The following is a 14,725-nucleotide window of genomic DNA, read 5'->3' as shown; positions in this document are numbered from 1 at the left end:
CGCCTATGCCTCCGCCAGCATGACCTTGACCTGCGGCTTCTTGCCGGACCAGCGGGTCGCCGCACGCCGCGCCGCGAGCCGCGCCGCTTCGATGATCGCCTCGCGGCTGCCGGCGTCCTTGCCGCGCAGTTTCTTCAGCGCATCGACGATGTCGGCCTGCGCTTCCTCGACGAAAGCTGCGTAGTCCTCATCGAGCGGAAGGCCGAGACCTTCCACTTGCGGGCGACCCTTCGCATCGAGCAGCACCATTACGACCCCGTTGTGCGCCAGCCGCCGCCGCATGACGATGCTCTCGCCATCGGCCGGGACGATGATGTCGCCATCGAGGACGAGCCTGCCGGTATGCACCTGGGCAACCCGGCCGGGCGTTGCGGGCGCCAGGCGGACAATATCGCCATTGGCCTGGAAGATGTTGTGCGGAATGCCGTTCTCTTTCCCGAAGCGGGCCTGTTCCTGCATATGGCGGATTTCGCCGTGCACCGGCACGAGAATCTCGGGCCGCAGCCATTCGTACAGCGCGGCGAGTTCCGGCCGTCCCGGATGGCCCGAAACGTGGATCATGCTCTGCCGGTCGGTCACCATCACGATCCCGCGCGCGGCGAGCCGGTTCTGGATCACGCCGATGCTCAGCTCGTTGCCGGGAATCTGGCGGCTGGAGAACAGCACAACGTCGCCGCTCGACAGTTCGAGCGGGTGGTTCTCCTCGGCAATGCGGGCCAGCGCCGCCCGCGGTTCGCCCTGCCCCCCGGTGGCGAGGATCAGCACCTGTCCGCGCGGCAGGCCCATCGCCGTGTCCCAGTCGACCAGCGGCGGGAAGTCCTCCAGATAGCCGGACTGCTTGGCCACTTCGATGATGCGGTCGAGCGAGCGCCCGGCCACGCAAAGCTCGCGCCCTGTCGCCTTCGCGACCTCGCCCAGCGTCTGCAGGCGCGCGACGTTGGAAGCGAAGGTGGTGACCAGCACGCGCCGCCCGCTCCACTTGCCCACTTCGTCCAGCAGCCCCTTGAAGACAGCGCCTTCGGAACCGCTTGCGTTCGGGTTGAAGACATTGGTGCTGTCGCACACCAGCGCCAGTACACCGCCATCGCCGATCTCGCGCAGCTCCTCCTCGGTGGTCGGCTCGCCTATGATCGGATCCTCGTCGAACTTCCAGTCGCCGGTGTGGAACACGCGGCCATGGGGCGTGTCGATCAGCAGCGCATTGCCCTCGGCGATCGAATGCGCGAGCGGCAGATAGGTTATCGTAAACGGACCAATCTCTATCTGGCCGTGGTCTTCCTCTATCACGATAACCTCGACGTCATCGAGCAAACCGGCCTCCTCCAGCTTGCGCCGGACCAGCTCGGCCGTGAAGGGCGTTGCATAGAGCGGCACGCCGAGGTCCGCGGCGAAATAGGGCACCGCGCCGATGTGGTCCTCGTGCGCATGGGTCAGCACTACACCGACGAGGTTGTCGGACCGTTCCTCGATGAAATCGAGATCGGCGAACACCAGTTCGGTACCCGGGTATTCGTTGGCGCCGAAGGTCATGCCGAGGTCGACCATCAGCCATTTGCCCTGGCAGCCGTAGAGATTGACGTTCATGCCGATCTCGGCGGAACCGCCAAGGGCGAGGAAAAGCAGTTCGTCTTCGGGGGTGTAGTCGTTCTTCACGTGGGTCCGTTCAGTTTGCCGCGCGCTCGGCGAGGATGGCGAGGCCTTCAAGAGTGAGGTCGGGATCGACTGCATCGAAGATATCGGTGTGCTTGTCGAACAGGATCGCCAGCCCGCCGGTGGCGATGACCTTGGCCGGGCGGCCGATCTCCTTGCGCATCCGGGCGATGAGCCCTTCCATCATGGCGACATAGCCCCAAAACACGCCGATCAGCATCTGGCTTTCGGTATTGCGCCCGATCACGCTGTCGCTTTCCGGGCTTTCTATGGCGATACGGGGAAGCTTGGCGGTGTTGCTGACAAGGGCGTCGAGCGAGAGGTTGATCCCTGGCGCGATAATCCCGCCCTTGTAGGCACCGGTGAAATCGACCGCGTCGAAGGTCGTGGCCGTGCCGAAGTCGATGACGATCAGGTCGCCTTCGTACTTGGCGTGGGCGGCAATCGTGTTGAGGGCACGGTCGGCGCCAAGCGAGTTGGGCTGGTCGACGTCCACGACGATGCCCCACTCGGCCTTGCCCTGCCCCGAGATCAGCGGTTCGACCCCGAAGTACTTCTCGCACAGCACGGTGAGATTGTGGACGGCGCGCGGCACCACCGAGCCGACGATGATCTTGGTGATGTCGCTCTTCGCGACGCCCTCGATCGAGAGCAGCTGCAAAAGCCAGACGGCATATTCGTCGCCCGTGCGGCGCGGGTCAGTTGCGATGCGCCAACGGGCACGGATATCCCGCCCCTCAAACAAGGCGAAGACGACATTGGTGTTCCCGGCGTCGATGGCGAGCAGCATGGTCGGCAAATCCTTCAGGCGAGCATCACGTCGCCGGCGTGAATGGCACGGACCGCGCCGTCTTCCAAGCGCAGCCGCAGGGTTCCTTGCTCGTCCAGGCCCGCAAACCGGGCTTGTACCATATTCCCGTCGGGCTCATGGACCGAGAGCGGCGTATCGACTGGCGTGCCTACAGCCAGCCAGCGACGGATCATGGGCGCCAGGCCGAAGGTTCGCCAGCGATCGAGTTCGCGGTCGAGCGAAGCCGCCAGGGCAGTCGCGAACGCGTCCCGGTCAGGCGCGGGACCGAGCATGGACAATGCGACCGTCTTGCGATCCGCCAGATCGGGTGCAGCCGCAAGGTTGACGCCGATACCGATGACAACCGAGTCGCCCGCCCGCTCAAGCAGGATGCCGCACAGCTTCGCACCGCCAAGCAAGAGATCGTTGGGCCATTTCAGCATCAAGGCCGAAGGATTGGGGCAATAGGGCTGGACGGTCTCGTAAACCGCCAGCCCTGTCACCAGCGCAAGCGTGTGGGCCGGCGGGTCTCCAGCCGCCAAGTGGACCACGGTCGAGCCCATGAAGTTCCCGTGTCCGTCGAACCAGGTCCGCCCCTGCCGCCCGCGACCGGCGGTCTGGCGGTCGGCGACCAGCCACTCGCCCTCGGGCACACGGTCACCGCCGGCAAGGCGGGCAATCAGGTCGGCATTGGTGGAGCCGGTGTCGGCGACTGTCCTGATCAAGCGGCGAGGAACAGCGCGGCCGCCGCGCTATCGGTCAGCGTGCCGAGCCACTTTGTGAGGAAGTAGCCGAGCGGCGAGATCAGCACGGTAGCAACGGCCAGGATTGCCCAGAGTGCAGTGTCGCCGGCGCCCTTGATACGGTCGGCGGGTTCATCGAAGAACATCACCTTGACGAACTTGATGTAATAGAACGCCCCGATCACGCTGGCGGCGATACCGAGCGCGGCGAGAAGCACCAGGTCAGCCTCGACCGCGGCCTGGAACACGACGAACTTGCCCCAGAAGCCGAGCAGCGGCGGAATGCCTGCAAGGCTGAACATCAGTGCCAGCAGGCACCACGCCAGCGCCGGGCGAGTGGTGGAAAGGCCGGCGATATCGTCGAAGGTTTCGAGCGGAGTGCCGTCTTCGGCCCGCAGCATCAGTAGCGCTGCGAAGCTGCCGAGGGACATCACGACGTAGATCGCCAGGTAGGTCAGCATGGCGCTGAGGCCCGCGACCGATGCGGCAGCGAGGCCGATTAGGATGAAGCCGACATTGTTGATCGAGGAATAGGCCAGCAGCCGCTTCAAGTTGTTCTGGCCGATCGCTCCCAGCGCCCCGACCACGATTGAAGCCAGCGCCGCGAAGATCACGATCTGGCGCCACGCCTCCGTCTGGTCACCGAACGCATCGAGGGCCACCCGCCCCGTCAAGGCGACCGCGGCGACCTTGGGGGCAGTGGCGAAGAAGGTGGTCACCGGCGTAGGCGCGCCTTCGTATACGTCGGGCGTCCACATGTGGAACGGAACGGCGGCAATCTTGAAGGCGAGGCCCGCCAGCACGAAGATCACGCCGAACAGCGCGCCCATCGACATCTCACCAGTCAGCGCGTTGCGGACCCCTTCGAAACTGGTGGTTCCGGTGAACCCGTAGACGAGGCTCATGCCGTAGAGCAGGATACCCGACGCCAGAGCGCCCAGCACGAAGTACTTGAGGCCTGCTTCTGCCGAACGCGTGTCGTTGCGCAGGAAGCTCGCGAGCACGTAGGCGGCAAGGCTGTTGAGTTCGAGCCCGATGTACAGCGTGATGAAATCGCCCGCCGAAACCATTACGCCCATGCCGAGGGTCGCGAACAGTACCAGCACCGGGTATTCCGGCTTCATCGCCCCCAGACGGTCGAAGAAGGTCGGTGCGACCGTCAGTGCGCCAATGGCGGCGATATAGATGAGAAGCTTGGCAAACGCGGCGTAGCTGTCGGCAAAGAGCTGCCCGCCGAAGGCCGCAACGCCTTGCCCGGCAGCTCCGCTGACAAGGGCAGGTACAGTCAATACGGCTGCGGCACCGACGGCGGTCGCAGCGAGTATGCTGACGAGGCGCGAGGATTTGTCGCCCATCCATGCCGCGACCAGCAGCAGCGCCAGCCCCGACAGGCTGAGCAGGATCTCGGGCACGACGAGCGCGAGGGAAGCGGTGAGGTCCATCAGTGTGCTCCCTCCGCGCCCTCGGGCTTTGCGGAGCCTTCCTCGTGTTCGATATGGTTGGCATTGTGCGCGCGCGGCTCGCCTGCGACGAGCTTGGCATCGCCTTCTGGCTCAGCACGAGCGACCCGGGCCTCGAGCGCGGCGATGTCGGCGCGCATCGGGGCAAGGAAGCTTTCAGGATAGACGCCCATCCACAGCACGGCCGCAGCGATCGGTGCCAGGATCGCCCATTCGCGCGCATCGAGATCGGTCATTGCAGCTGCGTCGTCGTTAACCTGAGCGCCGAACACGACCCGGCGATAGAGATAGAGCATGTAGCCGGCACCGAGGATGATCCCGGTGGTGAGGAACAACGTCACCGTGCTCGACACCTGGTAAACCCCGGCTAGGCTCAGGAACTCGGCGACGAAGCCGCTGGTGCCGGGCAGGCCGATGCTGGCCATGGTGAAGAGCAGGAAGAACAGCGCATACTTCGGCATGTTGATTGCAAGCCCGCCGTAACGGCTGATCTCGCGCGTGTGGAGCCGGTCGTAGATCACACCGACGCACAGGAAGAGCGCGCCCGAGACGAGGCCGTGGCTGAGCATTACGATCATCGCCCCTTCAAGGCCTTGGACGTTGAAAGCGAACAGGCCCGCGGTGACGATGGCCATGTGCGCCACCGAGCTGTAGGCGATCAGCTTCTTCATGTCTTCCTGCACCAGCGCGACAAGCGAGGTGTAGATCACCGCAACCATGCTGAGCGCGAAGACTAATGGCGTGAACTGCGCGCTGGCTTCGGGGAACATCGGCAGGCTGAACCGGATGAAGCCGTAGCCGCCGAGCTTGAGCAAAACGCCCGCGAGGATCACCGAGCCAGCAGTTGGCGCCTGCACGTGCGCCGCCGGGAGCCAGGTGTGGAACGGGAACATCGGCACCTTCACCGCGAAGCTGGCAAAGAAAGCGAGCCACAGCCACGTCTGCGCCTGCGCCGGGAAGTCGTATTGCATCAGCGTGGGGATGTACGAAGTGCCTGCCTGGTTCACCATCCACAGCATGGCGATCAGCATCAGGACCGAGCCAACCAGGGTGTAGAGGAAGAACTTGAAGCTGGCGTAGATCCGGTCCGCCCCGCCCCAGATGCCGATGATGAGATACATCGGGATCAGGCCGGCTTCGAAGAAGATGTAGAACAGGAACAGGTCCTGCGCCGCGAAAACGCCGATCATCAGCGTTTCCATGATCAGGAAGGCGGCCATGTATTCGCCGACGCGCTTCTCGATCGCTTCCCAGCTGGCAAGAATGCAGATCGGCATCAGGAACACGCTCAGCATGATCAGCATCAGCGCGATGCCGTCGATGCCGAGGCGGTACTCGAAGCCCGCAAACAGGTTCGCCTGTTCGGTAAACTGCCACTGCGCGCCGCCGATGTCGTAATTTGCCCACAGCACGATGCCGAGCGCAAGGTCGATCAAGGTCGCACCCAGCGCGAGCATCCGCGCGGTCTGCGCATTGACGAAGAAGCACACCGCCGCCGCTGCCAGCGGAACGAGGAGCATGAGGGTAAGGATCGGGAAGCCTTCCATTACATCAGCACCCAGGTCACCGCCGCGATCAGGCCGAGCAGCATGACCAGCGCGTAGCTATAGAGATATCCGGACTGGAAGCGCCTGGCCGCACCCGAGCCCTGCATGACGACCCAGGCCGCGCCGTCGGGGCCGAACCGGTCGATCACGCCGATGTCGACGATCTTCCAGAACTTGCGGCCCAGCCAGAAGGCCGGCTTCACGAACAGCACATTGTAGAGCTCGTCGAAGTACCACTTGTTGTAGAGGAACTTGTAGACCGGCCCCAATTGCTCGGCGACCTTGGCCGGGAACGAGGTATTGCGGATGTAGCCGTACCAGGCGATCAGCAGTCCCAGCACCATGACGATAAAGGCAGCATACTTCACCAGCGTCGGCACAGCGTGCATCGCGTGGATCAGCGGCTCGTTGTAGAAGATCGAGCTGCCCCAGAAATCGGCGCTGTCGAGGAAATAGGGCGCAAAGACCTGACCTGCGGCAATAGCGCCGACCGACAGGATGCCGAGCGGGACCAGCATGGATAGCGGGCTTTCGTGCGGGTGGTAGCCGCCGGTCGTGTCCTCGCCCGCTTGCTCCGGCGTCTTGTGGACGCTGTGCTGGATGTGCTCGCTCTCGATCCAGCGCGGCTTGCCGAAGAAAGTCAGGAAGACGAGGCGCCAGCTGTAGAAGCTGGTCAGCAGCGCCGCGAAGACGCCCATCCAGAAGGCGAACTGGGCTACATCGGTACCGCGCGCGAAGGCGACTTCGATGATTGCATCCTTCGACCAGAACCCGGCAAAGCCCAGATGCAGGTCGTAAATGCCAACCCCGGTGATCGCCAGCGTGCCCATCATCATCGCCCAGAAGGTCAGCGGGATGTGCTTACGCAAGGCCCCGTAATACCGCATGTCCTGCTCGTGGTGCATCGCGTGGATGACCGAACCGGCCCCCAGGAACAGCAGCGCCTTGAAGAAGGCGTGGGTGAACAGGTGGAACATGGCAGCGCCATAGGCACCGACGCCGGCGGCGAAGAACATGTAGCCCAGCTGCGAACAGGTCGAATAGGCGATGACGCGCTTGATGTCCCACTGCGTCGTGCCGACGGTAGCGGCGAAGATGCAGGTGGCGGCGCCGATGAAGGTTACGATGCCCAGCGCGACGGGCGCAGTCTCGAACATCGGCGAGAGGCGGCAGACCATGAACACGCCTGCAGTGACCATGGTTGCGGCGTGGATCAGCGCGGACACCGGCGTCGGGCCTTCCATCGCGTCGGGGAGCCAGGTGTGCAGCCCCAGCTGCGCCGACTTGCCCATCGCGCCGATGAACAGCAGGATGCACAGGATGTCCATGGTGTGGAAGCGGTAGCCGAAGGCCCCGATGGTCGCCCCGCTCATGCCCGGCGCAGCCTCGAGGATGGCCGGGATCGACACGGTGCCGAACACCAGGAAGGTGCCGAAAATACCGAGCATGAAGCCGAGATCGCCGACGCGGTTGACCACAAAGGCCTTAATCGCGGCGGCATTGGCGCTCGGCTTCTTGAACCAGAAGCCGATCAGCAGGTAACTGGCGAGGCCCACCCCTTCCCAGCCGAAGAACATCTGCACCAGGTTATCGGCCGTCACCAGCATGAGCATGGCGAAGGTGAAGAGCGACAGATAGGCAAAGAAGCGCGGCTGGTCCGGATCCTCGTCCATGTAGCCCCAGCTGTAGAGGTGGACGAGCGCAGAGACGGTGGTGATCACCACCAGCATCACGGCGGTCAGCGTATCGACCCGCAGCGCCCAGTCGAAGCTAAGCGAGCCGGACTGGACCCATTGCAGCACCGGCACCACGGTCGCCTCGTTCGCGCCCGTCAGGAAACCGATGAAGATCGGCCAGCTGAGCGCCGCCGAAAGAAACAACGCGCCGGTCGTCACGCCCTTGGCGAAGACGCTGGGTGCCGACTTGTTGGTCAGCCCGGCGACGATCGAGGCCAGCAATGGCCCGAAAACGATGATCAGGATGGAGGACACCGGTGCTTACCCCTTCAGCCTGTCGACATCGTCGACCGAGATCGTGCCGCGGCCACGGAAATAGATCACCAGGATTGCAAGCCCGATCGCCGCCTCGGCAGCGGCGACGGTCAGCACGAACATCGCGAAGACCTGGCCCGTGAGGTCACCGAGGAAGGCGCTGAAGGCGACGAGGTTGATGTTAACGCTCAGCAGGATCAGCTCGATCGCCATCAGGATGACGATGATGTTCTTCCGGTTGAGGAAAATCCCGAGAACGCCGAGCACGAACAGGATCGCGCTGACGACGATATAGTGTTCGATCCCGATCACAGCTCGACCCCCTGCCCCACGGTGGGCTGCTTCATGACGGTGGCATCCTCGGGCCGGCGACGGACCTGCTTGGAGATGTTCTGGTGGCCGCGGGTGGTCTTGAGGTCCCGGTGGGTCAGCACGATCGCGCCGACCATAGCCACCAGCAGGATGATCCCGGCGGTTTCGAACAGGAAGAGATAATCGGAATAGAGCAACGCGCCGAGGCTTTCGATATTGCTTTCGCCGGCAATCGGGGCGGCGCTGCCGTCGGGCGTGCCGAGCCGCAGCGTCCCGGCGCGATAGGCGCCGATGCCGAGCACCAGTTCGCCGAGCAGGATGCCTGCCACCGCGATACCGATAGGGAAATTGCTGATGAAACCTGCGCGCAGCTCGGCGAAGTCGATGTCGAGCATCATGACCACGAACAGGAACAGCACCGCGACCGCGCCGACATAGACGATCACCAGCAGCATGGCGATGAACTCGGCGCCGATGATGACCATCAGCCCCGCCGCGTTGAAGAAGGCGAGGATCAGCCACAGCACCGAATGCACCGGGTTGCGGCTCATGATCGTCAGCACGCCGCTGGCGACCAGCAGCGCGGCGAACATGTAGAAGGCGATGGCTTGAATCATTGGGCCCCTGCGGAATTAGGCGCGCGGTTAGCGATACGGCGCATCGGCTTCAAGGTTTGCGGCGATCGCCCGCTCCCACTTGTCACCATTGGCGAGCAGCTTTGCCTTGTCATAGAGCAGCTCCTCGCGGGTTTCGGTTGCATATTCGAAGTTCGGCCCCTCGACGATGGCATCGACCGGGCAGGCCTCCTGGCAGAAACCGCAATAGATGCACTTGGTCATGTCGATGTCATACCGGGTGGTGCGGCGGCTGCCGTCCTCGCGCGGTTCGGCTTCGATGGTGATGGCCTGCGCCGGGCAGATCGCCTCACACAGCTTGCAGGCGATGCAGCGTTCCTCGCCGTTGGGATAGCGACGCAGCGCATGCTCCCCGCGAAAGCGCGGGCTGAGCGGGTTCTTCTCGAACGGGTAGTTGATCGTCACCTTGGGCTTGAAGAAATACTTCAGCGTCAGGGCGTGCGCCTTGACGAATTCCCACAGGGTGAACGACTTTATGAGGTGGGCGACGGTGCTCATGCTGGCACTCCGAAACGGGTAAGCATGAGATACCCGCTGGTCAGGAAAACGAAAATCAGGCTCATCGGCAGGAAAACCTTCCAGCCCAGCCGCATCAGCTGGTCGTAGCGGTAGCGCGGGACGGTCGCCATGACCCAGCTGAAGAGGAAGAAGAAGAAGAAAGTCTTCAGCAGGAACCACACGATGCCCGGCACGTCGAAGCCGGGGATCAGGTCGATGTTAAGCGGCGGCAGCCACCCGCCCCAGAACAGCAGCGTGTTGAGCGAGCACATCAGCAGGATGTTGGTGTATTCGCCCAGCCAGAACATGGCGAAAGCCATGGAGCTGTATTCGGTCTGGTATCCGGCGACGAGTTCTGATTCCGCTTCGGTCAGGTCGAACGGCACGCGCTGGGTTTCGGCCAGGCACGAGATGAAGAACACCACCCACATCGGGAACAGCAGCGGATTGAGGACGAACCCGTTGACGATGCCAAGACCGTGGCCCTGCTGCGCGTTGACGATCTCGGTTAGGTTGAAACTGCCGGCGAACAGCACCACGCAGATCAGGATGAAGCCGATCGAGACTTCGTAGGAAATCATCTGCGCAGCGGCGCGCATGGCCGAGAAGAACGGGTATTTGGAGTTACTCGCCCAGCCCGCCATCACGATGCCGTAAACGCCAAGCGAGCTGATCGCGAGGACGTAGAGAAGGCCGACGTTGATGTCCGCCAGCACTACGCCGGCATCGAACGGGATCACCGCCCATGCCATCAGCGCCACGGTGAAGGTGACGATCGGGGCGAGGATGAAGATGCCCTTGTTGGCGGCGCTGGGGATGATCGTTTCCTGCAGCATCACCTTCAGAGCGTCGGCAAAGCTTTGCAGCAGGCCGAAGGGGCCGACCACATTGGGCCCGCGCCGCAGGTTGATCGCGGCCCAGATCTTGCGGTCGACATAGATGATCATCGCGACGGCGAGCATGACCGGTAGCGCGATCAGCAAAATGCCCGAGATGGTCGCCGTGAACCAGGCGGCTTCATAGGTGAGGCCGAGGGATTGGAAGAATTCGGTCATTCCGCAGCCTCCGCCATATCGGCCCCGTGCAACAGCTCGGCCGAGCATTGCTGCATCACCGTGCTGGCGCGGGCGATGGGGTTGGTGAGGTAGAAGTCCTTGATCGGATAGGCGTCGATTATACCTTCCGCCTTGGCCTTGGCGTCCGCCTTGGGCAGCGCGCCGTAATCGGCGAGGCCTTCGACGCCCAGCGCGGGCACTTCGGCGATCATTCTGGCCTGCAGTTCGGCATAGCTGTCGAAGCCGACGCCCACGCCCAGTGCATCGGCCAGCGCGCGCAGAATGGTCCAGTCCTCGCGGGCATCACCCGGTGCGAAGACGGCCTTCTCGGCATATTGCACCCGGCCCTCGGTGTTGACGTAGGTGCCGTCCTTCTCGGCATAGCTCGCCGCCGGCAGGACGATGTCCGCCGCATGCGCGCCCTTGTCGCCGTGATGGCCGATATAGACCTTGAGTGCATCGGCGAAGGATTCGAAGTTCATCTCATCCGCGCCGAGGCTCAGCACCACCTTGGGCTTGGCCGCGACGATGTCCGCCATGCCGCCCTTCTGCGCGAAGCCGAGCATCAGCCCGCCCATGCGCGCAGCCGAGAAGTGCAGCACGTTGAAGCCGTTCCAGCCATCCTTGACCACGCCGAGCGCCTGTGCGGCGGCGAGGCCCGCGTGGAGGGCGCCCTTGGCCAATGCCGCACCGCCCATAATGATGGCGGGCCGCTCGGCCGCCATGAAGGCGTCGGTCAGATCCTTGGGCAGCTTCGACAGCAGCGAGAGGTCGCTGCCGAGGAAGGTCGCCGGATAGGTCGGATCCCATTCCGGGCCGATAATGTGGACCTTGGCCCCGCGCTTTATGGCCTTGCGGATGCGCACATTGACCAGCGGCGCTTCCCAGCGGACGTGACTGCCGACGATCAGGATCGCATCGGCGGTTTCTATCCCGGCCAGTGTGCTGTTGAAATTGACCGCAGCGAGGTTCGACACGTCGTAGTCCATGCCGGTCTGGCGGCCTTCGACGAGCAAAGAACCGCAGGCCTTGAGCAGCGACTTTGCCGCAAACATGGTCTCGCAATCGACCATGTCGCCGGCGACGGCAGCGATGCTGGACAGATCGCCCTTCAATTGCTTGGCGATGGCCTTGAAGGCCTCGTCCCAACCGGCGGGCTGCAGCTTGCCGCGGGTACGCATGAAAACCTTGTCGAGCCGGCGCCTGGTCAGCCCGTCGACCATGAAGCGGCCCTTGTCGCTCAGCCACTCCTCGTTGACGTCGTCATTGATGCGCGGCAGCGCGCGCATGACTTCGCGGCCCTTGGAATGGAGCGAGATGTTCGCGCCCACGGCGTCCGACACGTCGATGCTGAGCGTGCGCTTCAGTTCCCACGGACGTGCCTCGAAGGCATAGGGGCGGCTGGTCAGCGCGCCGACCGGGCACAGGTCGATCACATTGGCCGAAAGCTCATGTGCCGCCGCCTGCTCGAGATAGGTGGTGATCTGCATGTCCTCGCCGCGATACAGCGCGCCGATTTCGTCCACGCCGGCGATCTCTTCGGAGAAGCGCACGCAGCGGGTGCAGTGGATGCAGCGGGTCATCACCGTCTTGATCAGCGGACCCATGTACTTCTCGGTCACCGCCCGCTTGTTCATGTCGTAACGGCTGCCGCCACGGCCATAGGCCACCGCCTGGTCCTGCAGGTCGCACTCGCCGCCCTGGTCGCAAATCGGGCAATCGAGCGGGTGGTTGATGAGGAGGAACTCCATCACCCCTTCGCGCGCGGTGCGGACCATCGGCGTGTCGGTGCGGATTTCCTGCCCTTCGGTGGCCGGCAGAGCGCAGCTCGCCTGCGGCTTGGGCGGTCCCGGCTTCACTTCGACCAGGCACATGCGGCAATTGCCGGCGATGCTCAGCCGTTCGTGATAGCAGAAGCGCGGGATTTCCTTCCCCGCCAGCTCGCACGCCTGCAGGACGGTCGCGCCGTCCGGAACCTCGATTTCCTGACCGTCTACGGTGACTTTAGGCATTACTTCGCCCCATTCGAAATAGATACGCCCATTTCAGCGAGCCGATAGGACCGAAGTGCATCGGCCAGCATGCCGCGTAGAGACGTCCGATTCATCCCCATTTGCTCACCAGGCGGCATACATCTGCCGAGAGATGGAAGTAATTCAGCCATGGCACTCTTTTCTTCGACACTTCGCAATGGCGAAACCACAAGAGCATGGGCCTTGTCGGGTCCGTACTGGAGCACGCAGAGGCCGAGCTTGCGAAGCACTATTTCACTGCCTTCACCGCCAAGTGACTGATCAGACGAGGCGGCCCACCGAAGGCGTTCGGCATCCACCTCAGTTCCGCTCGGTGATGGGTAGAGCGCGTTGTAGCGGGACGCAGCAAGTGCATGTCGGAATGTCAGCGCGTCATATTGCAGCCTGAAATCCGTTCGGGTGCAGACCTCATCGTTGAAAAGTTGTCTGGCAGGCTTGTCGAAACCCGGGGCCGATGCCGCAGAATCCAGAAGCCGGTCTACTTTCTCAGTCCGTTTTTCGCTCAGGCACGTCGCTTGGCGGGACAATTCTTCCTCGATTGCGCTGGGCGAGAACTGGCGCGTTTGCTCGGTTCGAGCAATTTCCTCTCCGATGGCCTTGTCATTCAGTTCGGCTTCCGTCCCGATAAACGGAGGCCGATCTGGAGCCATCGACTGTTGTGTGAGCGCGAGAATGGCGGCGAGGATCAAAGTCATTCCGCCGCCTCCGCAAATTTCGCGTTGTGCTCTTCAATCCTGCGCTCCAGCTCCGGCCGGAAATGGCGGATCAGGCCCTGGATCGGCCACGCCGCAGCATCGCCCAGCGCGCAGATGGTGTGGCCTTCGACCTGCTTGGTGACCTGCTGCAGCATGTCGATTTCCTCGATTGCCGCATCGCCGGTGCGCAGGCGTTCCATCATGCGCCACATCCAGCCGGTGCCCTCGCGGCAGGGAGTGCACTGGCCGCAGCTCTCGTGCTTGTAAAAATAGCTGATGCGGCTGATCGCGCGGACGATGTCGGTCGACCTGTCCATCACGATGACGCCAGCGGTGCCGAGGCCCGAGCCCAGGTCCTTGAGCCCGTCGAAATCCATCGGCGCATCCCAGATCTGCTCGGCCGGGACCAGCGGGACCGACGAGCCACCGGGGATCACGGCCAGCAGGTTGTCCTTGCCGCCGCGAATGCCGCCGCAATGCTTCTCGATCAGTTCGCTGAACGGGATGCTGAGCGCTTCCTCGACCACGCAGGGTGTGTTCACATGCCCGCTGATCTGGAACAGCTTGGTGCCCTTGTTGTTCTCGCGCCCGAAGCTGCTGAACCACGAGGCCCCGCGCCGCAGGATCGTGGGCACCACCGCGATGCTCTCGACATTATTGACCGTAGTCGGACAACCATAGAGGCCCGCACCCGCCGGGAACGGCGGCTTGAGCCGTGGCTGGCCCTTCTTGCCTTCGAGGCTTTCAATCATCGCGGTTTCTTCGCCGCAGATATAGGCCCCGGCACCGCGGTGCATGAAAACGTCGAAGTCGTAGCCGCTCTTTGCCGCGTTCTTGCCCAGCAGGCCAGCGGCATAGGCTTCGTCGATCGCCTTCTGCAGCGTCTCGGCCTCGCGGATATATTCGCCGCGGATGTAGATGTAGGCCGCCCGCGCGCGCATGGCGAAACCGGCGACCAGCGCGCCTTCGATCAGCTTGTGCGGATCGTGGCGGATGATCTCGCGGTCCTTGCAACTGCCGGGTTCGGATTCGTCGGCGTTGATGACGAGGAAGCTGGGACGCCCGTCGCGGCTTTCCTTGGGCATGAACGACCATTTGAGGCCGGTCGGGAAGCCTGCCCCGCCGCGCCCGCGCAGGCCGGAGTCCTTGACCTCCCGGATAATGGCATCCTGCCCGCGCGCGATCAGGGCCTTGGTATCATCCCAGTCCCCGCGCTGCTGCGCCGCCTTCAGGCCCCAGTCCTGGAAGCCATAGAGGTTGGTGAAGATGCGATCCCGGTCAGCGAGCATTTGCGAGCGTCCCTTTGTTGGTCCCGG

13 protein-coding genes are annotated in these 14,725 nt (G+C 63.5%); all 13 read right to left on the bottom strand.

What is annotated here, in order from left to right; all coding sequences use genetic code 11:
* Nucleotides 1-3: 3 nt before the first annotated feature.
* The 13 genes from WAB17_RS11625 to nuoF all read right to left on the bottom strand — a co-directional run bounded on the left by WAB17_RS11625 (nucleotide 4) and on the right by nuoF (nucleotide 14,698).
* Nucleotides 4-1,584 carry a ribonuclease J gene (locus WAB17_RS11625; protein ID WP_435419380.1) on the bottom strand — a complete coding sequence of 527 codons (1,581 nt, stop codon included), beginning with the start codon at nucleotides 1,582-1,584 and terminating at the stop codon, nucleotides 4-6.
* Nucleotides 1,585-1,663: 79 nt separating this feature from the next.
* The gene (locus WAB17_RS11620) at nucleotides 1,664-2,440 is read right to left on the bottom strand and encodes a type III pantothenate kinase (RefSeq protein ID WP_435417509.1); all 777 of its coding nucleotides are present in this window, start codon (nucleotides 2,438-2,440) and stop codon (nucleotides 1,664-1,666) included.
* Between the two features lie 14 nt (nucleotides 2,441-2,454).
* On the bottom strand, nucleotides 2,455-3,165 hold the full coding sequence (locus tag WAB17_RS11615; protein WP_435417508.1) for a biotin--[acetyl-CoA-carboxylase] ligase: 711 nt from the start codon (nucleotides 3,163-3,165) through the stop codon (nucleotides 2,455-2,457).
* Complete coding sequence (nuoN, locus tag WAB17_RS11610; RefSeq protein ID WP_435417507.1) at nucleotides 3,162-4,625, bottom strand: NADH-quinone oxidoreductase subunit NuoN; 1,464 nt, start codon at nucleotides 4,623-4,625, stop codon at nucleotides 3,162-3,164. The genes WAB17_RS11615 and nuoN overlap by 4 nt, the downstream gene beginning before the upstream one ends.
* Nucleotides 4,625-6,190, bottom strand: a complete 1,566-nt coding sequence (locus tag WAB17_RS11605; protein WP_435417506.1) for an NADH-quinone oxidoreductase subunit M — start codon at nucleotides 6,188-6,190, stop codon at nucleotides 4,625-4,627. The genes nuoN and WAB17_RS11605 overlap by 1 nt, the downstream gene beginning before the upstream one ends.
* Nucleotides 6,190-8,181 carry an NADH-quinone oxidoreductase subunit L gene (gene nuoL / locus WAB17_RS11600; protein WP_435417505.1) on the bottom strand — a complete coding sequence of 664 codons (1,992 nt, stop codon included), beginning with the start codon at nucleotides 8,179-8,181 and terminating at the stop codon, nucleotides 6,190-6,192. Before nuoL ends, WAB17_RS11605 begins: the two co-directional genes overlap by 1 nt.
* 6 nt (nucleotides 8,182-8,187) lie before the next feature.
* Nucleotides 8,188-8,493, bottom strand: a complete 306-nt coding sequence (nuoK, locus tag WAB17_RS11595; RefSeq protein WP_435417504.1) for an NADH-quinone oxidoreductase subunit NuoK — start codon at nucleotides 8,491-8,493, stop codon at nucleotides 8,188-8,190.
* Nucleotides 8,490-9,110, bottom strand: a complete 621-nt coding sequence (locus WAB17_RS11590; protein ID WP_435417503.1) for an NADH-quinone oxidoreductase subunit J — start codon at nucleotides 9,108-9,110, stop codon at nucleotides 8,490-8,492. The genes nuoK and WAB17_RS11590 overlap by 4 nt, the downstream gene beginning before the upstream one ends.
* Nucleotides 9,111-9,137: 27 nt before the next feature.
* Nucleotides 9,138-9,626 carry an NADH-quinone oxidoreductase subunit NuoI gene (gene nuoI, locus WAB17_RS11585; protein WP_435417502.1) on the bottom strand — a complete coding sequence of 163 codons (489 nt, stop codon included), beginning with the start codon at nucleotides 9,624-9,626 and terminating at the stop codon, nucleotides 9,138-9,140.
* Nucleotides 9,623-10,681 (bottom strand): NADH-quinone oxidoreductase subunit NuoH, encoded by a 1,059-nt coding sequence (gene nuoH / locus WAB17_RS11580; protein WP_435417501.1) that lies wholly within the window; start codon nucleotides 10,679-10,681, stop codon nucleotides 9,623-9,625. The genes nuoI and nuoH overlap by 4 nt, the downstream gene beginning before the upstream one ends.
* A complete protein-coding gene (nuoG, locus tag WAB17_RS11575; protein ID WP_435417500.1) occupies nucleotides 10,678-12,693 on the bottom strand; it encodes an NADH-quinone oxidoreductase subunit NuoG in 2,016 nt (671 codons plus the stop codon). The genes nuoH and nuoG overlap by 4 nt, the downstream gene beginning before the upstream one ends.
* On the bottom strand, nucleotides 12,693-13,409 hold the full coding sequence (locus WAB17_RS11570; RefSeq protein ID WP_435417499.1) for a hypothetical protein: 717 nt from the start codon (nucleotides 13,407-13,409) through the stop codon (nucleotides 12,693-12,695). The genes nuoG and WAB17_RS11570 overlap by 1 nt, the downstream gene beginning before the upstream one ends.
* Nucleotides 13,406-14,698, bottom strand: coding sequence for an NADH-quinone oxidoreductase subunit NuoF (nuoF, locus tag WAB17_RS11565; protein ID WP_435417498.1), 1,293 nt, complete (start codon nucleotides 14,696-14,698; stop codon nucleotides 13,406-13,408). The genes WAB17_RS11570 and nuoF overlap by 4 nt, the downstream gene beginning before the upstream one ends.
* Nucleotides 14,699-14,725 lie beyond the last annotated feature (27 nt).

It is taken from the genome of Parerythrobacter aurantius (assembly GCF_045291475.1).
In the GTDB taxonomy this organism is placed as follows: Bacteria; Pseudomonadota; Alphaproteobacteria; order Sphingomonadales; family Sphingomonadaceae; genus Parerythrobacter; species Parerythrobacter aurantius.
The sequence above is the reverse complement of the archived record's forward strand: the minus strand, read 5'-3'. Positions and strand labels throughout refer to the sequence as shown.